The sequence below is a fragment of the Corynebacterium sp. AOP40-4SA-5 genome (assembly GCF_052377355.1).
Classification (GTDB): Bacteria; Actinomycetota; Actinomycetes; order Mycobacteriales; family Mycobacteriaceae; genus Corynebacterium.
Genome location: NZ_JBQSWS010000033.1, coordinates 1 through 21,174, shown reverse-complemented (window position 1 = coordinate 21,174; position 21,174 = coordinate 1). Strand labels below are relative to the sequence as shown.

The following is a 21,174-nucleotide window of genomic DNA, read 5'->3' as shown; positions in this document are numbered from 1 at the left end:
GCCGGCGAAGGCCTTGGCGACGATCACCGCATCCGCGTTCGGCTGACCGAAGGCGAACACCGCTCCTTGGCCTTTGCGCAGCGCGTGCATCACCTCCATGCCCTGTAGCGTCCGGTAGGCCGACACCGGGGTCTTGAAGCCACCACCTTTGGGGCCCAGGATTCGCTTGAGCCGGCCGTGATCACCCTCGATCACGTTGTTGAGGTATTTCGCCTGCCGGTATTCCGCTGTTGTCGACATCTTCTTGTCTTTGACCAGCGTCGCTACAGCAGCGGCGTACGTGGGTGCCTTGTCCGTGCAGATTACCCGGGGGCCACTGTCAGGACCGCGGTGACCAGCACTGCGCAGCGCTTTTCCCAAGAATCTAGTCGCTGCGTCCGTGTTACGCCGGGTGGACATGGAGAAGTCCAGGGTCCGACCGTCCTTGGTCACCACTCGGTAGAGGTAGCACCACTTTCCGCCGACCCGGATGTAGGTTTCATCCACGCTTCAGGAAACAGAGACCAACAGCGAGGTTTGGCGGTACCGGCGGGCACGTTTATCCAGTTCCGGGCTGTACTTCTGCACCCAGAGGTAGATGGTGGTGTGATCCACCGGAACTCCACGCTCGCTCAGCATCTCCTCCAGGTCGCGCTAGAGCACCTCGTAGCGGCAGTACCACCTCACCGCCTGCAGGATGACCTCTTGGGGGGGGGGGGGGGGGGGAAGTGGCGCCCGGAGAAGATGCTCATGATCCCTGATCCTCACGTGCCATCCCCAACTTTGCAACAGCATCCGCACCACCGGTTGAAAACCGCCGGGGTGTGGACGTGCTCCACCACCGACGGTGGGTTCACCATTGAGTGGCAGGGCCCCGGCGGGGCGCGCTACACCACCCGTGCCACCGGCCCGCTGGCCGAGGCCTACGCCCCGGACAGACCCCTCACCTTCGACGACCCAGACGACCCAGAAGAGCCCGACGGACCCGAAGTCCCACCCGACTAGGACCCTCACCGACCGCACACACACGACGACCCCCGCACCCTCCCAGGTACAGGGGCCAGACGTGCGGGCCAGGGCCAGTGTCAGTTCCGGCTGCGCTGGATGTCCTCGATCAGGCTCTCCGCGGCGATCGACAGGTTACGCAGCGCGGGTACGCCGCGGCGCAGCTTCGCCAGGTCGCGGCCGTCCATCCGCCGTGCCGCGCGGGCGATGAGCATCGCCCACTCGTCGGTGATCGAGTTCAGCATCTCGATGCCCTCGTCGGACAGGTAGAGGTCCTGGGCCCGGCGGTCCTGGTCGTTGGCCTGGCGCAGCACCAGTCCGGAGTTGATCAGACGCCGCACCGTGGCGGAGACGTTCGACGCCCGCAGGAACCGCAGACGGGCGATGTCGGAGACTCCGCAGCCCGGGTGCTGGGCGATGAAGTGCAGGACCTCGATCTCCGACTGCGAGATCGCGAGCTTGTGGTTCGGACGGTCCATCAGGCGGCGCAGTGCCGAGAGGAAGTCGTAGACCGCCGTGGCGATCTCGGCGACGTCGATCTCCGGCAGGATCTCCGGGGCGCGGTGACCGCGGATCTGGTCCTGGACCGGGTCCGAGCCGAGGTCGTTGACGAAGTCGGCGAAGTCATCGGCGGACTCGGTGGAGTCTGCGGTGTCCCGGATGTCTTTGGCCATGATGGGCTCCTTGTCCGCTACAGGCTAGCTTCTGTCGTGAATCTCGGTCCTGTCCGCTCCCACGCTATCGGACCCCGTCCGGCACCGTGGTAGTTTCCAAGACCTATTGTTTATGACATTGTAAGCCATTTACTGGAGCGCGGACGTAAGGCGGGCGACATTCTCGACGTAGCGCCTCATCAGCGGCCGGTTCCCCCACTCCTCACCGGTGAGTTCCTTGCAGTCGGCGCGGTAGACCTCGGTGACGTCCATCATCGCCGCCAGCAGGTCACCGTGCCCGGCGAGCATCGTCACCTCGTAGTTCAGTCCGAAGGAACGCATGTCCATGTTCGACGAGCCGATGATCGCGAGTTCCTCGTCGGCGATGACGTACTTCGAGTGCAGCACCGCGGGGTAGGGGTAGCGGTAGATCTTGATGCCGGCCTCGAGCATCTCCGCGTAGTACGACGACTGCGCGTAGTCCACCATCGCCTGGTCGGCCTTCTCCGAGACGAAGAGTTCGACCTCCACGCCGCGGTAGGCGGCGGTGGTCACCGCGTCCAGCAGTGACTCGTCCGGAACGAAGTAGGGGCTGACCAGGACAAGGTGTTCCTTGGCGTGGTGTGCCAAGGAGGTGAACAGCCTCAGGTTCGGTTCGGTGGTGAACCCGGGGCCGGACGGGATGACCTGCAGGATCTCGTCTCCGGAGTCGGGGACCTCGGGGGCGTTGTTGGCGTTGAGCCAGCGGGTCGCCTGCGACGGGGAGAGCAGGTCGAGCTCCTCCTTGGATTCGGTGAACCAGTCGACGGCGAAGACGGTGTCCAGGCTCATCACGATCGGGCCGGTGACCTCGGTCATCACGTCGATCCAGTGGCGGCCCTCCTTCTGGTTCTTCGACATCATGTAGCTGGAGTCGATCATGTTCTGGCTGCCCATGAAGGCGGTGTGCCCGTCGACGACCACGATCTTGCGGTGGTTGCGCAGGTCCGGGCGGCGGAAGCGCCACTTCAGCGGCTTCAGCGGCAGCATCAGCATCCACTCGACCCCGATCGAGCTCAGTCGCTTTCCGAGCTTGCGGTAGCCCGGGTACTTCCAGCTGCCCACGTGGTCGAACATGAGGCGCACCTTCACACCGCGCTGCACGGCGCGTTCCAGCGCGTCGAAGAACACGCCGGTGGTGTCGTCCCAGGAGGTGATGTAGATCTGCACGTGCACGTAGTTCTTCGCGTTGTCGACCGCCTCGGCCATGGCCTTGATCGACGTCTCGTAGTCGGAGTGCAGCGCCACCATCCGGCCGGTCGCCGCCGGCATGGACGTGAGGTGACGGTTGAGGTGCATCATGCTGCGGATCTCGTCGGTGACCTCGAAACCGGCGGGCACGTCCGGCTCGTCGTGGCTCACCGTGCGGATCAGCTCGTTCGCCTGGTTCTGGATCTTGTGGCGCCGCCGGTTGATGTACGGCGAGCCGATGAACAGGAACAGGATGATGCCGGCGAAGGGGATCAGGAAGATCGCCAGCAGCCAGGCCATCGCACTGGTGGGTTTGCGCTGCGAGGGCACGTAGCCCAGGGCGATGAACTTCAGGGTGTAGTCCAGCAGCACCAGCGCCCACTGCCACCACTCCAGCCCGCCGCCGACGACGTTGCCGAACAGGGGGAAGCCGATGCTGTCGGGGGTGAAGAAGTCCCAGAAGTCGGAGGCGAGCACGAGGTCCGGGGCGGCCAGTACCGCCAGGGCGCTCACAGCGCGTACTCCACGATCACGGGGGCGTGGTCGGACGCACCCTTGCCGCTGCGTTCGTCCCGGTCCACCGAGGGCGAGGACGGTTCCACGCCGCGGCAGTACTGCAGGTCGATGCGGATGCCCTGGTTCTTCTGGAAGCGCATCGCCTGGTAGTCCCAGTAGGAGTAGGTGCCCTTGAGGTCGGCGGTGGCCTCGGTCATGCCGCCGCGCTCCCGGACCGCCTCGAGCGCGGCGCGCTCACGCGGGGTCACGTGCGTCTTGCCCTCGAACCAGGAGCGGTCCCACAGGTCCTCGTCGGTGGGGATGATGTTGAAGTCGCCGACCACGACCACCGGCACGGCCGCGCCGTCCTTCCCCGTCTCCAGGTAGGACGCCAGGGCGTCCAGGAAGTCCAGTTTGTAGGTGAAGTGCCGGTCGGAGATCTCCCGCCCGTTGGGCACGTAGAGGCTCCACACCTCCACGCCGCCGCACACCGCACCGACGGCGCGCGGCTCGGTGACGGGCTCCTCGGCGGGATCCTTGCTGAAGCCGGGCTGCCCGAAGTCGGTGCGCACGTCGTCCAGACCGACCCGTGACAGGACCGCCACGCCGTTCCAGGCGTTCTCCCCGGCGTGGGCGTGTTCGTAGCCGAGGTCGGAGAAGTCGGGGAACTGCGCGTCGGTGCACTTGGTCTCCTGGAGACACAGGACGTCCACGTCCGAGCGTTCCAGGAAGTCCCGGACGCGCTGTTCCCGGGTGCGCACGGAATTGATGTTCCAGCTGGCGATCCTCATGCCCTACACCATATCTTTTTCGGGCGGGATTCACTCCGGGTCCACCCCGGGTTGAAGGTCGCCTTACCTTCGGCCCGTGTCGTTTATGGCTGCAGGGGTGTCGGGACCGTCCAGCGTGAGGCAGCGGTGCCGGTGGTGCTCGGCGAATCCGAGGGAGCGGTAGAGCCCGAGTCCGGCGTCGTTGGACGCGATGACCTGCAGGTAGCTGCGGGTGGCGCCGTGCTCGCGGCCCCAGTGCAGCATGGCGGTGCCCATGAGGCGTCCCAGGCCGCGACGGCGCCACCGCGGGTCGACCTCGACGGCGGAGTAGCCGAGGTGCTGTTCGCGTCCGCCGGCGGTGACGGTGCCGCGGGTGACGGCCACGAGCCGCCCGTCGACGGTGAGGCGGGCGAAGCCGAGCGTGCCGTCGATGCGCGATGCGAGCAGGCGCAGCGCGTGCTCGGGGAGGGGTTCGCCGCGGAAGTGGTAGAGGCTCAGCCACTCGTCGTCGGGTTCGTCGTCCACCGAGAACTCCACCTGCACACCGGGCACGTCGGGCAGCTCAGGCAGCTCACCTTCCAGGCTCCGGGTCATCACGATGATCTCCGGGCCGGACGTGGCCCCGGGCAGCCCCGCCAACTGCTCGGCCGGACGCGCCACGCGGTCGGGCAGCAGGATGCGCGTCGGCAGGTCGTGGTCGCGGTAGAACTCCCGGATCCGCTCCAACGGCACCGGGGTGGTGCCGGTCTCCGGGCCCAGCGGCACCGCCGAGTTGGAGCGTTCGGTGATGCCGTCGCCGGCGCGCATCAGCCAGCCGCCGACGGTGTCGTTGGTGATGCCCGGGAACGCCGCGGCCGTGGCCGCCTCGACGGCGCGGATGTCGGAGGTGCGCACCGGACGGTCCGCCAGCGTCTTGAGAACCACCACGTCGGACGCCGCGATCTCGTGCACCTCCCCGGCCGCCGTGCGCATGCGCAGCGGGTCGACGGAGTCGACGACTCCGATGACGTCGGTGACGAGCGGACGGCCCGTCGCCGGATTCATCTCGGGGCGTCCTGCGCCGTTTGTGCCCGAACGCACGAGGCGCCGGACGGTGGCGCGCACCCCCGCCCGCACCCCGGCGGGGTCGGTGTGTCGCGAGACCGGGAACGGCAGGCCCGTGACGGACGGGGCGACGGCCCCGGCGTGGGCGCCGGACCAGGAGGTGTCAGGTTGCTCAGTCATCGTGGCCGAAGGGGTCCGGGTCCACCCCGGGGGTCCAGGAGTTGCCGGGCACGGTCCATCCCTCGCGCTTCACGGTCTTCTTCGCCGCACGCTTGTTCCGGCCGATGAGGGTGTCGATGTAGAGGAAGCCGTCGAGGTGGCCGACCTCGTGCTGCAGGCAGCGGGCGAAGAAGCCGTGGCCCTCCACGCTGACCGGCTCGCCGTGCTCGTCGAGCCCGGTGACGCGTGCCCAGTCGGCACGTCCGGTGGGGAAGTCGTGGCCGGGGACGGAGAGGCAGCCCTCCACGTCGTCCTCCTCGTCCGGCATGGTCTCCGGGATCGTGGAGGTCTCCAGCACCGGGTTGATCACGCAGCCGCGGCGCATCGGGCCGCCCTGGGCGGCGACCTCCTCGGCGGGCTTGCGTGAGCCGTCCGGCCCGTCGATGTCGGGGCAGTCGTAGATGAAGAACCGCTGGGCCACGCCGACCTGGTTCGCGGCCAGGCCCACCCCGTGGGCGCGTTCCAGGGTCTCGTACATGTCGGCGACCAGCTTCTGGAAGCGCTCGCCGCCGATCTCCGCCTCGTCGACGGGTTCGGTGGGGTTGTGGAGGACGGGGTCGCCGCAGATGACGACGGGGAGAACTGACATGTGCTCCAGAATAACCGCCCCGCGCGACGTCACACGCTCAGGTCACACTTTTCCACGGACTTCGGCACCAGCCACACGGCGATACCCGACACGATCGCCATGGCGGCGAGGTAGACGCCGATCGTCCAGGACCGTCCCGTGGAGTCCAGCAGCAGCTGGGCGATCATCGGGGCGAAGGCGCCACCGAGGATCGAGCCCAGGGCGTAGCTGATCGACGTGCCGGAGTAGCGCACCTCCGCGGGGAACATCTCGGCGTACAGCGCCGACTGCGGGGCGTAGGACGGTGCCAGCCCGAACGTGAGCACCACGATCACCAGCACCAGCCAGAGCAGCTCGCCCTTGTCGACGAAGAACCACATCGGCACCGCCCACACCGCGATCAGCGCGTAGCCGATCATGAAGGTCTCGCGGCGTCCGATCTTGTCCGAGACCCGCCCGGACCAAATGGTGAGCACCAGCCAGGACACACCACCGATGAGCGTGGCGATCAGGGTGTGCGACTTCGGCATGCCCAGCGCGTTGGAGCTGTAGGACGAGAAGAAGGCGATGATCATGTAGCCGGCGGCGTTGTTTCCGGCGAAGATCAGGGCGGCGAGCAGCACGCGGCGCCAGTGGTTCTTGAACAGGCTTCCCAGCGGTGCGGAGGCCTCCTTGCGGCGCGCCTGCATCTCCAGGAACACCGGCGACTCGTCGACGGCGCGGCGGATCAGGTAGCCCACGGCGATGAGCACCACCGAGGAGATGAACGGGATGCGCCAGCCCCAGCTCTGGAACGCCTCGTCGGACATGTTGCTGGTCAGCAGGAACATGAAGGACGACGCCAGGATCAGGCCCAGCGGGACGCCGATCTGCGGGTAGGAGCCGAACACGCCGCGCTTGTCGCGCGGGGCGTGCTCGACGGCCATCAGGGCCGCCCCGCCCCACTCGCCGCCGGCGGAGAGTCCCTGCAGGATGCGCAGCAGGATCAGCAGCAGCGGTGCGGCCACCCCGATCGTCCCGTAGGTGGGCAGCAGGCCGATCAGTGCGGTGGCCACGCCCATGCCGAACAGCGTGACGACCAGGACCATCTTGCGTCCGTAGCGGTCACCGAGGTGGCCGGCGATGACCGCCCCGAGGGGGCGGAACAGGAAGCTGATGCCGATGGTCGCCCAGGAGACCACCTGCGCCAGCGGGGAGTCGCCCATCGGGGCGAAGAACAGCGGGGCGAAGACGAAGGCCGCGGCCTGCGCGTAGATGAAGAAGTCGTACCACTCGATCGTGGTGCCGACGAGCGTGCCGGCGAGCACGCGCTTCTGCTCCGGTGTCTGCTTCTGTGGGGCTTCGGACCGTTCGGTCGTGGACGGGGAGGTGCTCATGTATGTCTCTCTGGGTCTCTCCGGGATGGGGACGATTCACCGGCGGGTCGTTCGTCCTGGCAGCAGTACTGTACGCAACAGTGACGCCATGATGAGGTGAAACTACCATCCCCGCTCGTCTAAACTGATTCACCGTGGAGGAACAGAGTGCAGATACGGGGGTGGGTGTCTCGCAGCGTGAACGCGAGATGCTCGACTTCGAGTCGCTGTGGTGGCGCGACGAGGGGGCGAAGGGGGAGGAGATCCGACGTCGCTTCGGCGTGACTCCGGTGCGTTACTACCAGCAACTCAACGCGTTGATCTCGCGTCCGGAGGCGTTGGACGTGGCCCCGGTGGTGGTCAGGACGTTGCTGCGGCGCAGGGGCGACTGAATCCGGGGTGTCGTGTGGACGTGACGGGTGTGACTGTCGTTAGTATTGGGGCGTGACTGATCAGAGCGGACCCCGACACGGAGACGACTCCGTCTACGACCCGAACCCGGACACGGCCTACGACGACGACTACGCCATCGACCCCGAGGCCGGTGCGGCAGGTGCCGGTGCGGCCGGTGCTGGTGCCGCCGGCGGGGCCGGTGCCGCCGGCGGTACCGGTGGCCCGCCGCTGCGCGGGCTGGCCATGGTGCTCACCGCCGTCGCCGTGATCCTGATCGCCTGGGGCATCTACGCCGTCGTCGGTGGGGACGACGACGAGACCGACACCGCCGGCGCGACGCAGAGTCAGTCCGCCGGGCAGGACGACGCGTCCGACGCTGACTCCGACGCGGCGTCCTCCCCGCAGGACGGCGCGGACGCCGGTGCGTCCGACGACGCCGCAGCGTCCGGCGCGGAGGGTGAGAACGGTGCAGACGGCACTGACGGTGCGGACGGCACTGACGGTGCGGCGTCCGGCGACGACGGCGCTGAGGGTGCCGGCGACGAGCCGTCCGCCGGCGAGGTCGACCGCGCGGCGACATCCGTCACCGTGCTGAACAACAGCGGCGAGCCCGTCGCCCAGTCCACCGCCGACCGCCTGCGTGGCGAGCAGTGGACCAACATCGGCTACGGCAACCTGCGCGGGCGCATCGACGGCATCAGCGAGGAGTCGCGCGTCTACTACCCCGAGGGCAACGCACAGTCGCAGGCCGCCGCCGAGCAGGTCGCCGGCGATCTCGGGATCTCCGCCGCCGCCGGCAACCCGGACTACTACAACCGCTTCGGCGAGGCCGACGTGCGCAACGGACCGAAGGCCGACGGCGTGGTCGTCGTGCTGACCGGCCCGCTGTGACCGTGATGCAGTAACATCCTCCCCATGGAATTTCCGTCCTCCGCCCCGACGGTCGGCATCGAGTGGGAGGTCGCCCTCGTCGACCCCGGGACCAGGGACCTCGTGCCCCGCGCCCCCGAACTCGTCGACGCGCTCGACGAACGCTTCCCGGGCCACCGGGTCACCCGCGAGTTCCTCGCCAACACCGTCGAGATGGTCACCGGCGTGCACAAGACCATCCCCGACGCCGTCGAGGACCTGCGCGAACAGCTCACGCAGATCCTCAGCGTGGCCGACGACCTCGGCGTGGGCGTGTTCTCCGCCGGCACGCACCCCTTCGCGCACTGGGGCGACCAGATCCTCAGCGAGAAGGACAGCTACCAGGAGATCATCCAGCGCACCCAGTACTGGGGACGCCAGATGCTGATCTGGGGCATCCACGTGCACGTCGGCGTGGGCGGACGCGACCGGGTGTGGCCCATCATCAACGCCGTGATGACGCAGTACCCGCACGTGCTGGCACTCTCGGCGTCCTCCCCGGCGTGGGAGGGGCTCGACACCGGCTACGCCTCCAACCGCACCCTGCTCTACCAGCAGCTCCCCACCGCCGGCATGCCCTACCAGTTCGCCGACTGGGACGAGTGGGAGGCCTTCAACGAGGACCAGGACCGCTCCGGGGTGATCAACCACACCGGCTCCATGCACTTCGACGTGCGCCCCTCCAAGTACGGGACGGTGGAGGTCCGCTTCGCCGACGCCACCATGGACATCCGCGAGGTCGGCGCCATCAGCGCCTTCATCCACTGCCTGGTCGTGCACTACGAACGCGAGTGGGAGGCAGGACGCGACCTGCCGAGTCTGCAGCACTGGCACGTCGCCGAGAACAAGTGGCGCGCGGCCCGTTACGGCCTCGAGGCCCTGATCATCACCGACCGCGAGACCACGGAACGCTGGATCACCGAGGACATCGCCGACTGGCTCGACGTGCTCGCACCCATCGCGGAGGAGTTCGGCTGCGCCGACACCCTGCGGGACGTCCGGGGCATCATGGAACGCGGTGGCGACTACGCCCTGCAGCGTGCCGCGGCCCGCGAGGCCGGTGCCGCGCTGGAGCCTGGTGTGCGCACGCGTGGTGACGTGGGCGCGGAGGAAGGGTTCACCCAGCCCGAGGCATGGATCGCCGCGGTGGACCTCACGGTGGACACGCTGAAGCGCTCGGTGGAATAGTCGCCCGCCCAGGCAGGGTTTCGGGCTGAAATGCTGCCTGGGAGGGTGTTCGCTCTGCGTTGTGGGGGAGGAGGGCGGGGCGGAGGCGCCCGGGGTCCGGACATGTGCCGGTCCTGGGGCCGACCGCACCCTCGCGCGGCGGTGATGTAGCGCGATCACCCTCCCAGGTAGCGAATCGGGGTGATTGCCTACCTGGGAGGGCGACTATTCCGCATCCGCGGGGAATGGCGGAGCGGGGAATGGAGAGCGGGAGTGCTCGGCGCGCTCTACCCGTGCAGCCGGCCGGCGGCGGAGGTCAGCGCGCTGGCGATGGAGAGGTCACGGTCGGCACCGAAGCCCACGGCCCACACCTTCTTCGTCTCGTGCTGCGCGAAGACGAAGGTCACGGTGGCCTCGAAGATGTCGTACTGGTGGAACTCCAGGATCTCCACGCGTCGACCGTGGTCGGCGAGGATCTGGGTCATGGCGGACGCCGCGCCCATCGAGGTGATGGAGACCTGCGTGCCGGCGTCCTCCCGCAGGCCGGTCAGCGTGATGTCGAAGCAGCGCCGACCCGCGGGACGCCGCGTGGTGGTCATCGACTCGACCCGGTAGGTGGCGGGGGCGTAGGTGGCGACGAACTTGCGCCACTCCATGCCGCGGGCCTCCTGGCGCATCCCGGCGGGCAGGCGGTGGCCGAAGCGGGCCCGGAAAGGGTCCTCGGCGAAGACGCGGCTGCGACGCTTCTCCAGGCGGGTGGGGTTGCCCTCCCGGTAGGTGACGGCGGTGGAGCGTCGCACACCGGGGCGGCTGGTGTAGACGGGGGTGAGGCGTTCGTCGCGGGCGTCGTCCGTCCGTGCGAAGCGGATCATCGTGGTGGTGGGCATCCGGTTGTCCTGTGACTCGAACATCAGTGGGTCTTCCCTTTGTGCTGGTTACCGTCGGTGGGATGTGGACCGACGCAGCAGCCTGCGAGTAGCGTGACTTCCCCGTGGTGGAGGGGTCAGTCCGCGCCTCCACCCGGGTGGGCTACTCGCTTGAGGGTGTTGATCATGGCGATGATGTTATCTGCATCACTGTCCGAGGGCAACCCCGGGGTGGACGGGCCCTGAACCCTAGGTGGACAGTGCCCCCGAACGGGCGAGGAACAGCAGCTCGGCGGTGCCGATCGCGGCGATCTCGGTGGGGTCCACGGACTCGTCGGCGGAGTGGATGCGGCAGGACGGCTCCTCGATGCCGAACAGGGCGAGCTCGGCGTCCGGGTAGCGCTCCAGCAGGGCGTTGCTCAGCGGGATCGAGCCGCCGGAGCCGATCTCGGCGGTCTCCTCGGCGTCGTAGGCGTCCGCCAGGGCCTGGGCGAGCAGCTTCAGGGCGGGCCCGGAGGTGTCCGCGGAGAACGGGGACGCCAGCGACTGGCGTTCGATGCTGATCCGCGCGTGGTGGGGGACGTGCTCCTCCAGGTGCTTGACCAGTGCGTCCTGCCCGACCTTGGGGTCCATTCCCGGCGGGATGCGCAGGCTGACCACGGCGCCGGCCTCGGCGACGACGGCGTTGACGGAGTCGGCGACGGAGAGGGAGTCCAGGCCGGTGACGGTGATCGAGGGGCGGGAGATGGTGAGGTCGTTGGGGTTGAGGCCCTGCGCCGCACCGAGGACGTCGACACCGTCGAGGACGCCGGCGTCGGTGCGGAAGGTGGCCTCGTCGGGGCCGCGTCCCTCCCAGCGGGCGTCGGACGTGAGCCCGTCGACGGCGACGAGGCCGTCGTCGTCGTGCAGGGTGGCGAGCAGCCGGACGAGGGCGAGCAGGGCGTCCGGTGCGGCACCGCCGAACTGGCCGGAGTGCATGGGCTGCTCCAGGGTGCGCAGCCGGACGGTGACCGGCGCGGTACCGCGCAGGGCGGTGCAGACCGCGGGGACGCCGAGGGCGTCGTTGCCGGAGTCGGCGATGAGGAAGGTGTCGGCGGCGAAGAGCTCCGGCTCGGAGGCCAGGAGGTCCTCCAGGCCGTAGCCGCCGCGCTCCTCGGAGCCCTCGACGACGACGCGCACACCGATGCTGCGCAGCGCGGTGGCGGTGGCGTCGTCCAGGTCACCGGAGTCGAGCAGCGCGTTGACAGCGCGCAGCACCGCGAGGTGCATCACGACGTGGCCCTTGCAGTCCGCCGCGCCGCGTCCGTACCAACGCCCGTCGCGCTCGGTGAGCTCCCAGGGCGAGGACGTCCAGTTCTCGACGTCGCTGGCGGGCTGCACGTCGTAGTGCGAGTAGAGCAGCACCGTGGGCCAGCCCTCGGCGGCCTCGCGCACGCCGATGACGGACACGGAGCCGTCGGAGGTGGTGTGCGGTTCGACGGGCACGCCCTCGGCGCGGAAGGCGTCGGCGACCCAGCGCGCGGCGTCGGCGTTGTCGGCCTCCAGGCCGGGGGTGGAGTGCACGGAGCGGAAGGCGACGAGGTCGGTCAGCGCCTGCTGCAGCCACGGCATCTGCTCGGTGACGGCGGCGCGGGCGATCTCGGCGGAGAAGGCGGTCGAAGTGTTCTCAGGCATGTCCACCAGCCTAGTCCGCTCGCTTCCGGCGCCGTCCGGGTGGCTTACGCGACGCGTCCGGGGGACCACGGTGATTTCTTGCGGAAAACCTGCGGGAAGGCGGGGCCGTTCCTTGAGGTCGGTCGTTCAGAATGAGTTCACAGCCACCCGGAGAGAGGAAATCCGATGACCACCACCCAGACCCACCTGGACCCGCCCGTCGCGATGCCCGCGCAGGAGAAGATCGTGCAGGAGAAGATCGTGGAGACCACCGACAACGGTTTCGTGACCGTCACGTCGCAGGGCTCGGTGTCGCAGACCCGCCCGCACACCTCCATCGCCTGCGTGATCCCGGCGTACAACGAGGAGGACTCCATCGCCGGCGTCCTGGACTCCCTGCTCGCACAGTCGCGCCCGCCGGAGGTCGTCCACGTGGTCATCAACAACACCACCGACCGCACCTTCCCGATCGCCCGGAGCTACGCCGGTGAGCACCTGCAGGCGGACGAGGGGCCCGGGCACACGGTGGAGACCTACTCGACCTACGTCTTCGTCCACGACATCGGTGAGAACGCCGACAAGAAGGTCGGCGCCCTGAACTACGGTTTCGCGAAGGTCTGCGACAGCTTCGACTACCTGCTGGGAGTGGACGGCGACACGATCCTGGAGTTCGACACCGTGGAACGTCTCGAGCAGGAGGCCCGCTCGGAGTCCCGCATCGGCGGCATCTCCGCGATCTACACCGTGGACCACGCGTCGAGCCGCGGCGTGGTGTCCTCCTTCCTCACCACCGGGCAGCGCGCGCAGTTCGCGGCGTTCACCATGGACAACCTGCTGCGTGGGCGCAACATGGCGGTGCTGGGCGGGCAGTGCTCCCTGTTCTCCATGCAGGCGCTCAAGGACGTGATGGAGGCCAACCGCCAGGCCACCCCGTGGGTGCGCGACAGCGAGGTCGAGGACTCCCTGCTCTCACTGCAGCTGCGCAGCATCGGGGCGGCGACGAAGATCAGCGCCACCGCACGCGCCTTCGTCGGCGGCATGTACACCGTCCGCGCGCTGGACGGACAGCAGGTCAAGTGGAACTTCGGCGCCATCGACCTGATGTGGCCGGGCCAGCGGTCGACCACCGCGGGCCAGCCGTTCCACCCGAACCTGCGGCTGCGGTGGTTCGAGAACATCTCGATGCTGGGCAACATCCTCATCCGCCTGGGGTTCCTGCTCCTGCTCGCCGCGTCGCTGAGCATCGACGCCTTCGTGTTCAGCCCGATCTGGCTGATCCCCCCGGCGGTCTCGGTGGTGCTGAACCTCAGGATCGCGATGTCGATCAAGGGCCACACGGCCCGCGACATCCTGTTCGCCCTGCTCTTCTTCCCCTCGGAGATCTACCTGTGGATCCGCATGGGCCACTTCATCCGGGCCTGGGCGAAGTTCTTCAGCAAGGCGCAGACCGACAACTGGGCGGCGCAGGCGAAGGCGGAGGGCGGCCGTGGTTCCGCCTTCCTCGCCCCGCTGGTGGTGGCGGCGTTGATCGTCGGCGGCGCGATGTACGCGTGGTTCCAGCAGCCGGCCGGTGTGCAGTCGGCGATCCTGTCGCTGGGGTGGCCGCTGCTGTACATCACGACGATGGTCATGACCTTCTTCATGCTCCGCAAGGCGGTCCGCCGCCACCACGGCTTCACCGTCTAGCCGTGGATACGACGAGAGCAGGGCAGGACGCCCCGGCCGCCGCACACCGCGGCCGGGGCGCTGGGGGCGTCCGGCGCGGTGCGTTCAGGTCAGGAGGACGCTGCGGCGAGTTTGTAGCCGACGCCGCGGACCGTCTCGATGACGGCGCCCGGGGACGCCGCGGAACCCGCCGCCTCCCCGCGGCCGAGCTTCCGGCGGAGGTTGCCGATGTGCACCTCCACCGCACGCTCGTCGGCCTCGCTGACGTAGGCGGCGGAACCCGTCGGGTCCTCCGCCCGGAGGTGCCGGACGAGGTCGGTCTTGGTGCGGACCCGGCGACCGCTCAACAACAACGTGTGCAGGAGCTCGAATTCGGTCCGGGTGAGGACGATTTCCTCCGGGCCGACATTCACCGTCCGGGTGTCGGGGTCGAGGCGGACGTCGTTGTGGGAAAGGACCTGCGAACCGTCCGACGGGGTTGGACGCTCCGGCACCACGGCAATTGTCTCGGTGATTTCGGCGGGTACGGCGGGCGCGGCGTGTGCCCCGGGTTCGGCGGTTTCAGCGGCCCCGTGGAATTCGGCGGTTTCGCCGTCCTCCGTGGCGGTGCGTGGGCGGCGGAGCATCGCCGTCACCCGCGCCCGGAGTTCACGGGGGCGGAAGGGTTTCGTGATGAAGTCGTCCGCCCCGGTGTTCAACGCCATCAGGGTGTCGACCTCGTCGGTCCGCGCCGAGATGATGATGACGTAGCAGTCGCTGAGCAGGCGTATCTGCCGCACGACCTCGAAGCCGTCGATTCCCGGGAGTCCCAGGTCGACGGTGGTGATGTCGGGACGGTACCGCTCCACGGCGTCGACTCCGGTCGCCCCGTCCGAGGCGACGTGGACCTGGAACCCGGATTGCTGGAGAACCGAGGAGATCAGGTCCCGGATATCGGGGTCGTCCTCGATAACCACCGCTGTTCCCGCGGCCTCCTGGCTGTCACGGCGATGAGCCATTCGGACCACTCCCGATGTTCAGATTTGTTGGCTAGTCATTTAGGTTTCGCACGTCGCATTCTATCCTACGAAACGATCCCGTGCCCTGGTGAACGTCCGGTCGACTGCGGCGGTATTTCCCGTGCAGTGCGCCGGGGCGTTCCTCATGGCCAGGACGTGAGAGAAGCTCTATGATGACCATCATGCCCTGGTTGATTCCCACACTCGGCACCTCGAATTCCCGTATGCGGGAATTCGACGCCGCTGAGCGCGCGATCATCAACCAACGACCTTTCCTCGTCACCGTGGGTTTCGTCCTGGTGCTGGCGGCGGCCGTTCTGCCGCAGCTCTACAAGGACCCGTTGTTCCTCGCGGGGATCGTGGTCGCCGTGCTGACCAGGGTCCCCAGTTCGCTGCCGTCGCTGCGGCACCGTTCCGAACTGCTGAACTGGCTCACCCCGCTGCTGCAGTTCCTCGCCATCGCGCTCCTCCGCGCCGGCGGCAGTGACAGCCTGACGGGCCTGAGTCTCATCGCCGTCTTCCCGGTCTTCTGGATCTCCTGGATCTTCCACGGACACCGGTGGATCCACGTCCTGAATCTGGCGGCGACGTTGCTGATCGTCTGGAACCCGATCCTCCTGGCGGAGGTGAAACTCACGGCGACGTCGATCCTCGGGCTCGTCCTCGTCCCGGCGATCCTGTGCGTGGTCGGCGTCTTCACCTCGAGCGTCAGCGAGAGCATCCACACCCAGCAACGGGAGCTGAGGGTCAAGGACAGGGAGCTGCGGGCCGTCGCCGCCGAGAGCCAGCATCGCGCGCACCTGCTGGACACCGTCATCGAGGCGGTCCCCACCGGGGTGGTGGTGGTCGACGGCGACGGCAGGGAGATGCTGATGAACAGTCACCAGAGGCAGCTGCACCAGCTGGCACGGCCCAGGGAGGTGGGCGTTCCCCGCGAGGACGAGCTGCTCATCTTCGACGCGGACAAGACGACGTTGCTCGCCGCCGGGGACCGCCCGGTCCGCCGGGCCATCGAGGGTGAGGAGGTGGCCAACCAGCTCATCTGGATCGGGGACAGCTACCTGCGGGCGATGTCGGTGTCGGCGAAGCCGATCCAGGACCAGGACGGGGCGTCCGCCGGTTCGGTCATCGTCTTCAACGACGTCACCGAACTCATGGAGGCGCTCAAGGCCAAGGACGACTTCCTGCGCCGGGTCAGTCACGAGCTGCGTACGCCACTGACGTCGATCCTCGGCTACGTCGACCTGGCGTTGGAGGAGGTGTCGGGGGAGGAGCCCGACCTGGAGCAGCTCGGGACCAACCTCGAGGTGGTGGAGCGCAACGCCGAACGGCTCCTGCTGCGGGTCTCGGACCTGCTGGAGTCGGCGGCGCGGCCGTCCGTGCGGCCGCGCACGGCGGACCTCGCCGAGGTCGTCCGTTCCAGTCTGGAGTCGGCGAAGCCCTTCGCCGAGTCCGCCGGGGTCTCCCTCGTCGACGCCACGACCACGGGGCTCCACGGCGAGTTCGACCCGGCACGCATGCACCAGGTCTTCGACAACCTGATCACGAACGCCGTCAAGTACTCGTCGTCGGGCGACACGGTCACCGCCACCTGCCGGACGGTCGGGGACGGCCTGGAGGTCTGCGTCAGCGACACCGGTCGGGGATGGGGGAGGAGGACCGGCTGCGGGTCTTCGACCAGTTCTTCCGGAACTCGGAGGTCAAGGAATCCGCGATCCCGGGTCTCGGGCTCGGGCTGACGATCGCCAACGCGATCGTCCGCGGGCACGGCGGCGGCATCACGGTGGCGAGCACGCTGGGTGAGGGCACGTCGTTCACGGTGCGGATCCCGTCGGCTACCTTGCACTCGGCGGGGGAGACTGCTAGAAACGGGAGTTAGCACTTGCTCTAGTGGAGTGCCAGAACGAAGAACAACAGATTTCAAGTCTCACTCAGGTGTAGTGAGGGTGGACGTCGCGGCATGCGTCCTCCCGTGCCGTCGCGGGCGCTGGACCTGATCCGAACGTGTCGCTCCTATCTCTACAACGGAGGATCAAGAGCCACATGGCAAAGATGATTGCATTCGACGAGGAAGCTCGCCGCGGTCTGGAGAAGGGTCTGAACACCCTCGCCGACGCGGTGAAGGTCACCCTCGGCCCGAAGGGCCGCAACGTTGTGCTCGAGCGCAAGTGGGGTGCCCCGATGATCACCAACGACGGTGTCACCATCGCCCGGGAGATCGACCTCGAGGATCCCTACGAGAAGATCGGTGCCGAGCTCGTCAAGGAGGTCGCCAAGAAGACCGACGACGTCGCTGGCGACGGCACCACCACCGCCACCGTGCTGGCGCAGTCCCTGGTCAAGGAGGGCCTGCGTAACGTCGCGGCCGGCTCCAACCCCATGGGCATCAAGCGCGGCATCCAGGCCGGTGTCGAGAAGGTCACCGAGGCACTGCTCGCCGGCGCCAAGGAGATCGAGACCCGTGAGCAGATCGCCGCGACCGCCGGCATCTCCGCCGCGGACGAGAAGATCGGCGAGCTCATCGCCGAGGCGATGTACGCCGTGGGCGACGGCCAGCTGAACAAGGACGGCGTCATCACCGTCGAGGAGTCCAACGCCTTCGGCGTCACCCTCGAGACCACCGAGGGCATGCGCTTCGACAAGGGCTACCTCTCGGCCTACTTCGCCACCGACGTCGAGCGCGGCGAGGCCGTCCTGGAGGACCCCTACATCCTCCTGGTCTCCTCGAAGATCTCCAACGTCAAGGACCTGCTGCCGCTGCTGGAGAAGATCATGCAGTCCGGCAAGCCGCTGCTGATCATCGCCGAGGACCTCGAGGGCGAGGCCCTGTCCACCCTGGTGCTCAACAAGATCCGCGGCACCTTCAAGTCCGTCGCCGTCAAGGCCCCGGGCTTCGGCGACCGCCGTAAGGCGCAGCTGCAGGACATCGCCATCCTCACCGGTGGCCAGGTCATCGCCGAGGAGGTCGGCCTCTCCCTCGAGACCGCCGACCTGCCGCTGCTGGGTACCGCCCGCAAGGTCGTCGTCACCAAGGACGACACCACCATCGTCGACGGCGCAGGCTCCTCCGAGCAGCTCGCCGGCCGCGTCCGTCAGATCCGTCAGGAGATCGACAGCGCCGACTCCGACTACGACAAGGAGAAGCTGCAGGAGCGTCTGGCCAAGCTGGCCGGCGGCGTCGCGGTCCTCCAGGTCGGTGCCGCCACCGAGGTCGAGCTCAAGGAGCGCAAGCACCGCATCGAGGACGCCGTGCGCAACGCCAAGGCTGCCGCCGACGAGGGCATCGTCGCCGGCGGCGGCGCCTCGCTGCTGCAGGCCGCCCACGTGCTGGACGGCAACCTCGGACTCGAGGGTGACGAGGCCACGGGTGTGCAGATCGTCCAGGCCGCCCTGTCCGCACCGCTGAAGCAGATCGCCTTCAACGCCGGCCTCGAGCCCGGCGTGGTCGTCGACAAGGTCTCCGGTCTCGAGGCGGGCCACGGCCTGAACGCCGCGACCGGCGAGTACGTCGACCTGCTCACCGCGGGCATCTCCGACCCGGTGAAGGTGACCCGTTCCGCACTGCAGAACGCCGCCTCCATCGCCAGCCTCTTCCTCACCACCGAGGCTGTCGTCGCCGACAAGCCGGAGCCTGAGGCTGCCGGCGCCGGTGCCGACGAGATGGCCGGCATGGGTGGCATGGGCGGATTCTGATCCACCCGCCGCTCCCCGTGTGAGCTGACATGGGCGAACCCCGCCCCCGGACCGCGACTCTTCTGCGGCCCCGGGGGCGGGGTTTCCGTGTGTCCGGGGCAATGCGCCACATCATCACCCCCGACCTCCTCTGACCGGGGGTGATCTGGTGGCGGCGTCGTGTGGGGACGTCTGTGACGCACTACGATGGGGGACATGACCAACGACAGTGGCGATCAGGGTGCAGCGGCCGAGCAGGACTTCCACATCGTCGACCTGGCGTCCACCGAGGGCTACATCGTGGACGACTCGGACGAGGACGATCCGGTCCTGATCACGCCGGACGGCCACCGCGTGGACACGTGGCGGGAGAACTACCCCTACAGTGAGCGCATCGGCCGCGAGGAGTACGAGACGACCAAGCGCTCCCTCCAGATCGAGCTGTTGAAGTGGCAGAACTGGACCAAGGACACCGGTCAGAAGCACATCATCCTCTTCGAGGGACGCGACGCCGCCGGCAAGGGCGGCACGATCAAGCGCTTCAACGAGCACCTCAACCCCCGTGGTGCGCGCACCGTCGCGCTGGAGAAGCCCAGCCCGCGTGAGTCCACGTCCTGGTACTTCCAGCGCTACATCCAGAACTTCCCCTGCGCCGGCGAGACGGTCTTCTTCGACCGCTCCTGGTACAATCGTTCCGGTGTGGAGCGCGTGATGGGGTTCTGCACCGACGACCAGCACGCCGAGTTCCTGCGGGAGGTGCCGATGCTGGAGAACATGCTCATGGGCTCCGGGATCAGCATCACGAAACTGTGGTTCTCGGTGACGCAGAAGGAGCAGCGCACCCGTTTCGCCATCCGCCAGGTGGACCCGGTGCGGCAGTGGAAGCTCTCACCGATGGACCTGGCGTCCCTGGACAAGTGGGACGACTACACCCGGGCGAAGGAGGAGCAGTTCCGCTACACCGACACCAACGAGTCGCCCTGGATCACGATCAAGTCCAACGACAAGAAGCGTGCACGGCTCAACGCCATGCGCTACGTGCTGAGCAAGTTCAACTACACCGGCAAGGACTACGACGTGGTCGGTGAGCCGGACCCCCGGATCGTGAAGCGCGGACGCGACCAGATCGGCGACTGACGCACCGTCGCCGCGGCGGCGCCTGCCGCGGCGGCGACGCCCGCCGGTGGCGTCAGGCGGACGCTGCGTCCTTCACGCCCTTGGCGTCCTTGGCGCTCTTCGAACTCCCGGTAGCCCCCTCGGCTGCCGGGATTTTCGCGTCCGCGTTCAGCCCTCCGACCTCGCCGTCCTCGTCGATGTCCACGCCGTCGAGTTCCTCGCCGTCCTCCTCGGCGGCGATGATCGACTTCGCGAGCTTCTTCAGGTGCTTGAGCTGCTTGGAGGTCGACTCGTCCAGGGCGTCGTCCTCGGCGGTCTGCACGATGGGGGAGAGGACGAGCTGGGCCTTGCGGCCCTTCTTCGTCACCGAGATGATCTGCCGGCGACGGTCGTTGGGGTCCTTGTCCCGCTTGGCCAGCTTGCGCTTCTCCAGCGAGTCCACCAGCCGCACCATGTCGGAACGGTCCACCCCGATGATCTCGCCCAGCTCCGCCTGGCTGGCGGCGTCCCCGTCGACCAGGTAGGTCAGCACCCAGTACTCCCGGAGGTTGAACCCCTCGGACATCAGTGCGGTCTCCACGAACGTGCGGGTACGCCGGCGCAGCCGTTCGAGCTGGAAGGACGGCGACTTCAGGAGCTCGCTGGGGAGGTTCGCGGTATCCGGCATGTCCCCACCCTAACGGGTGTCGAATGGGATGTACGAACTATGGGGGTCCCCCGCTATCGCGGCGGGGATGTTCCCGCCGGGTTGACCGGTGTGGTGCCGGCCCCGGCCTAACCCTCTGCTAACCCTCGGTGCCGATGATCGGCAGTCCCGCGTCGCGCCAGCCGATGGTGCCGGAGCCGACGTTGATGGTGTCGATGCCGTTCATCTCCAGCCACTGAGCGGCCTTCGCCGAACGCCCGCCGGACAGGCAGATCAGGTAGATGTCGCGGTCCAGGTCGAACTCACCGTAGCGGGCCTGGAGCTCGGAGAGCGGCAGGTTCGTCGCGCCCTCGGCGTGCCACTGGTTGAACTCGTCCGGCTCACGGATGTCGATGAGCTGTGCCCCTGCCGGGACGTCGGTCGGTGTCACTGTCTCGAAATCACTCATGGTGCCCCAGTGTACGCAGAGGCGGGTGGCTGGCATCCCGGTAGTGTCGATGCCATGGCAGACGACGAGGCAACAGCGGCCGCGGAGCTCCGCGTGGAGATGCAACGTATCGCAGTACCACCGCCGGAGCCCGCGCCCGCCGGTCACCGGACACTGCCGGTGGAGATCGCGACCTGGATGATCGAGGATGACGGGTATCCGCTGCCGTCGCTCGGTGACACCGAATCGTTTCTCCTGGTGTTCGCGGAGGTCACCGACGGGGACCACGGTGGTGTCGATGTTGTGACGCTGGATGCCTGGGCGGAGGAGGTCCGCTCGCCGAC

General features: G+C 68.1%; 17 protein-coding genes and 6 pseudogenes. 9 read left to right on the top strand and 14 right to left on the bottom strand.

Annotated features, from left to right (window positions below; translation table 11 throughout):
- A pseudogene (locus ACT3S3_RS14255) lies at window positions 1-731 on the bottom strand (IS6 family transposase); the annotation flags it as partial.
- A gap of 31 nt (window positions 732-762) precedes the next feature.
- Here ACT3S3_RS14255 and ACT3S3_RS14250 point away from each other — a divergent pair.
- Entirely contained in the window at window positions 763-984 is a 222-nt protein-coding gene (locus ACT3S3_RS14250) for a hypothetical protein (RefSeq protein ID WP_441579504.1), read from the top strand.
- 80 nt (window positions 985-1,064) lie between these two features.
- On the opposite strand, the gene ACT3S3_RS14245 is transcribed toward ACT3S3_RS14250, so the two are convergent.
- The 6 genes from ACT3S3_RS14245 to ACT3S3_RS14220 all read right to left on the bottom strand — a co-directional run bounded on the left by ACT3S3_RS14245 (window position 1,065) and on the right by ACT3S3_RS14220 (window position 7,339).
- Window positions 1,065-1,658 (bottom strand): MarR family winged helix-turn-helix transcriptional regulator, encoded by a 594-nt coding sequence (locus ACT3S3_RS14245; protein ID WP_301444249.1) that lies wholly within the window; start codon window positions 1,656-1,658, stop codon window positions 1,065-1,067.
- Window positions 1,659-1,787: 129 nt separating this feature from the next.
- Window positions 1,788-3,302, bottom strand: coding sequence for a cardiolipin synthase (cls, locus tag ACT3S3_RS14240; RefSeq protein ID WP_441579505.1), 1,515 nt, complete (start codon window positions 3,300-3,302; stop codon window positions 1,788-1,790).
- 74 nt (window positions 3,303-3,376) lie between these two features.
- Window positions 3,377-4,153: an exodeoxyribonuclease III gene (locus tag ACT3S3_RS14235; RefSeq protein WP_301443518.1), complete on the bottom strand. Its 777-nt coding sequence runs from the start codon at window positions 4,151-4,153 to the stop codon at window positions 3,377-3,379.
- A gap of 63 nt (window positions 4,154-4,216) precedes the next feature.
- Window positions 4,217-5,356, bottom strand: coding sequence for an N-acetylglutamate synthase, CG3035 family (locus ACT3S3_RS14230; RefSeq protein ID WP_441579502.1), 1,140 nt, complete (start codon window positions 5,354-5,356; stop codon window positions 4,217-4,219).
- The gene (locus ACT3S3_RS14225; RefSeq protein WP_444626953.1) at window positions 5,349-5,984 is read right to left on the bottom strand and encodes a peptide deformylase; all 636 of its coding nucleotides are present in this window, start codon (window positions 5,982-5,984) and stop codon (window positions 5,349-5,351) included. The genes ACT3S3_RS14230 and ACT3S3_RS14225 overlap by 8 nt, the downstream gene beginning before the upstream one ends.
- Before the next feature lie 29 nt (window positions 5,985-6,013).
- Window positions 6,014-7,339 carry an MFS transporter gene (locus tag ACT3S3_RS14220; RefSeq protein ID WP_441579501.1) on the bottom strand — a complete coding sequence of 442 codons (1,326 nt, stop codon included), beginning with the start codon at window positions 7,337-7,339 and terminating at the stop codon, window positions 6,014-6,016.
- Window positions 7,340-7,473: 134 nt separating this feature from the next.
- Here ACT3S3_RS14220 and ACT3S3_RS14215 point away from each other — a divergent pair, with 134 nt between their 5' ends.
- Genes ACT3S3_RS14215 through ACT3S3_RS14205 form a run of 3 tightly spaced genes read left to right on the top strand, consistent with a single transcriptional unit; the run spans window position 7,474 to window position 9,808 of the window.
- A complete protein-coding gene (locus ACT3S3_RS14215; RefSeq protein WP_301443514.1) occupies window positions 7,474-7,710 on the top strand; it encodes a DUF3263 domain-containing protein in 237 nt (78 codons plus the stop codon).
- Between the two features lie 52 nt (window positions 7,711-7,762).
- Complete coding sequence (locus ACT3S3_RS14210) at window positions 7,763-8,602, top strand: LytR C-terminal domain-containing protein (protein WP_444614980.1); 840 nt, start codon at window positions 7,763-7,765, stop codon at window positions 8,600-8,602.
- A gap of 24 nt (window positions 8,603-8,626) precedes the next feature.
- On the top strand, window positions 8,627-9,808 hold the full coding sequence (locus tag ACT3S3_RS14205) for a glutamate--cysteine ligase (protein ID WP_301443512.1): 1,182 nt from the start codon (window positions 8,627-8,629) through the stop codon (window positions 9,806-9,808).
- 266 nt (window positions 9,809-10,074) lie between these two features.
- Here ACT3S3_RS14205 and ACT3S3_RS14200 read toward each other — a convergent pair whose 3' ends face one another.
- Both ACT3S3_RS14200 and ACT3S3_RS14195 read right to left on the bottom strand, forming a co-directional pair.
- The gene (locus ACT3S3_RS14200; protein WP_301443579.1) at window positions 10,075-10,698 is read right to left on the bottom strand and encodes a hypothetical protein; all 624 of its coding nucleotides are present in this window, start codon (window positions 10,696-10,698) and stop codon (window positions 10,075-10,077) included.
- Window positions 10,699-10,902: 204 nt separating this feature from the next.
- Window positions 10,903-12,327 carry a M20/M25/M40 family metallo-hydrolase gene (locus ACT3S3_RS14195; RefSeq protein ID WP_441588342.1) on the bottom strand — a complete coding sequence of 475 codons (1,425 nt, stop codon included), beginning with the start codon at window positions 12,325-12,327 and terminating at the stop codon, window positions 10,903-10,905.
- 165 nt (window positions 12,328-12,492) lie between these two features.
- Between ACT3S3_RS14195 and ACT3S3_RS14190 the strand changes: the two genes are divergently transcribed.
- On the top strand, window positions 12,493-13,992 hold the full coding sequence (locus ACT3S3_RS14190; RefSeq protein ID WP_441579498.1) for a glycosyltransferase family 2 protein: 1,500 nt from the start codon (window positions 12,493-12,495) through the stop codon (window positions 13,990-13,992).
- Between the two features lie 89 nt (window positions 13,993-14,081).
- Here ACT3S3_RS14190 and ACT3S3_RS14185 read toward each other — a convergent pair.
- The 3 pseudogenes from ACT3S3_RS14185 to ACT3S3_RS14175 form a co-directional block, all read right to left on the bottom strand.
- Window positions 14,082-14,357, bottom strand: a pseudogene (locus ACT3S3_RS14185) (winged helix-turn-helix domain-containing protein); the annotation flags it as partial.
- 224 nt (window positions 14,358-14,581) lie between these two features.
- Window positions 14,582-14,669, bottom strand: a pseudogene (locus tag ACT3S3_RS14180) (DNA-binding response regulator); the annotation flags it as partial.
- Window positions 14,664-14,969 (bottom strand): annotated as a pseudogene (locus ACT3S3_RS14175) (response regulator); the annotation flags it as partial. The pseudogenes ACT3S3_RS14180 and ACT3S3_RS14175, both read right to left, overlap by 6 nt.
- 170 nt (window positions 14,970-15,139) lie before the next feature.
- Between ACT3S3_RS14175 and ACT3S3_RS14170 the strand changes: the two are divergent.
- The 3 genes and pseudogenes from ACT3S3_RS14170 (at window position 15,140) to ppk2 (ending at window position 19,778) form a co-directional block, all read left to right on the top strand.
- Window positions 15,140-16,848, top strand: a pseudogene (locus ACT3S3_RS14170) (sensor histidine kinase).
- Between the two features lie 164 nt (window positions 16,849-17,012).
- Entirely contained in the window at window positions 17,013-18,662 is a 1,650-nt protein-coding gene (gene groL, locus ACT3S3_RS14165) for a chaperonin GroEL (protein WP_301444005.1), read from the top strand.
- 195 nt (window positions 18,663-18,857) lie between these two features.
- Window positions 18,858-19,778, top strand: a complete 921-nt coding sequence (ppk2, locus tag ACT3S3_RS14160) for a polyphosphate kinase 2 (protein WP_301444006.1) — start codon at window positions 18,858-18,860, stop codon at window positions 19,776-19,778.
- Between the two features lie 202 nt (window positions 19,779-19,980).
- Here the strand turns inward: ppk2 and ACT3S3_RS14155 are convergent.
- Together ACT3S3_RS14155 and ACT3S3_RS14150 are read right to left on the bottom strand one after the other, a co-directional pair.
- Window positions 19,981-20,424 (bottom strand): annotated as a pseudogene (locus tag ACT3S3_RS14155) (MarR family winged helix-turn-helix transcriptional regulator); the annotation flags it as partial.
- A gap of 118 nt (window positions 20,425-20,542) precedes the next feature.
- A complete protein-coding gene (locus ACT3S3_RS14150; protein WP_441579125.1) occupies window positions 20,543-20,851 on the bottom strand; it encodes a rhodanese-like domain-containing protein in 309 nt (102 codons plus the stop codon).
- A gap of 54 nt (window positions 20,852-20,905) precedes the next feature.
- Between ACT3S3_RS14150 and ACT3S3_RS14145 the strand changes: the two genes are divergently transcribed.
- On the top strand, window positions 20,906-21,174 hold a 269-nt coding region (locus ACT3S3_RS14145), incomplete at its 3' end, for a hypothetical protein (RefSeq protein WP_444626952.1).

What these genes read in the sequence shown, in the direction of transcription:
- ppk2 (WP_301444006.1), top strand. Translation starts at nt 18,858, where the DNA reads ATGACCAACGACAGTGGCGATCAGGGTGCAGCGGCCGAGCAGGACTTC.
- ACT3S3_RS14150 (WP_441579125.1), bottom strand. Translation starts at nt 20,851, where the DNA reads ATGAGTGATTTCGAGACAGTGACACCGACCGACGTCCCGGCAGGGGCA.
- groL (WP_301444005.1), top strand. Translation starts at nt 17,013, where the DNA reads ATGGCAAAGATGATTGCATTCGACGAGGAAGCTCGCCGCGGTCTGGAG.
- ACT3S3_RS14200 (WP_301443579.1), bottom strand. Translation starts at nt 10,698, where the DNA reads ATGTTCGAGTCACAGGACAACCGGATGCCCACCACCACGATGATCCGC.
- ACT3S3_RS14190 (WP_441579498.1), top strand. Translation starts at nt 12,493, where the DNA reads ATGACCACCACCCAGACCCACCTGGACCCGCCCGTCGCGATGCCCGCG.
- ACT3S3_RS14220 (WP_441579501.1), bottom strand. Translation starts at nt 7,339, where the DNA reads ATGAGCACCTCCCCGTCCACGACCGAACGGTCCGAAGCCCCACAGAAG.
- ACT3S3_RS14235 (WP_301443518.1), bottom strand. Translation starts at nt 4,153, where the DNA reads ATGAGGATCGCCAGCTGGAACATCAATTCCGTGCGCACCCGGGAACAG.
- ACT3S3_RS14230 (WP_441579502.1), bottom strand. Translation starts at nt 5,356, where the DNA reads ATGACTGAGCAACCTGACACCTCCTGGTCCGGCGCCCACGCCGGGGCC.
- ACT3S3_RS14205 (WP_301443512.1), top strand. Translation starts at nt 8,627, where the DNA reads ATGGAATTTCCGTCCTCCGCCCCGACGGTCGGCATCGAGTGGGAGGTC.
- ACT3S3_RS14195 (WP_441588342.1), bottom strand. Translation starts at nt 12,327, where the DNA reads ATGCCTGAGAACACTTCGACCGCCTTCTCCGCCGAGATCGCCCGCGCC.
- ACT3S3_RS14245 (WP_301444249.1), bottom strand. Translation starts at nt 1,658, where the DNA reads ATGGCCAAAGACATCCGGGACACCGCAGACTCCACCGAGTCCGCCGAT.
- ACT3S3_RS14225 (WP_444626953.1), bottom strand. Translation starts at nt 5,984, where the DNA reads ATGTCAGTTCTCCCCGTCGTCATCTGCGGCGACCCCGTCCTCCACAAC.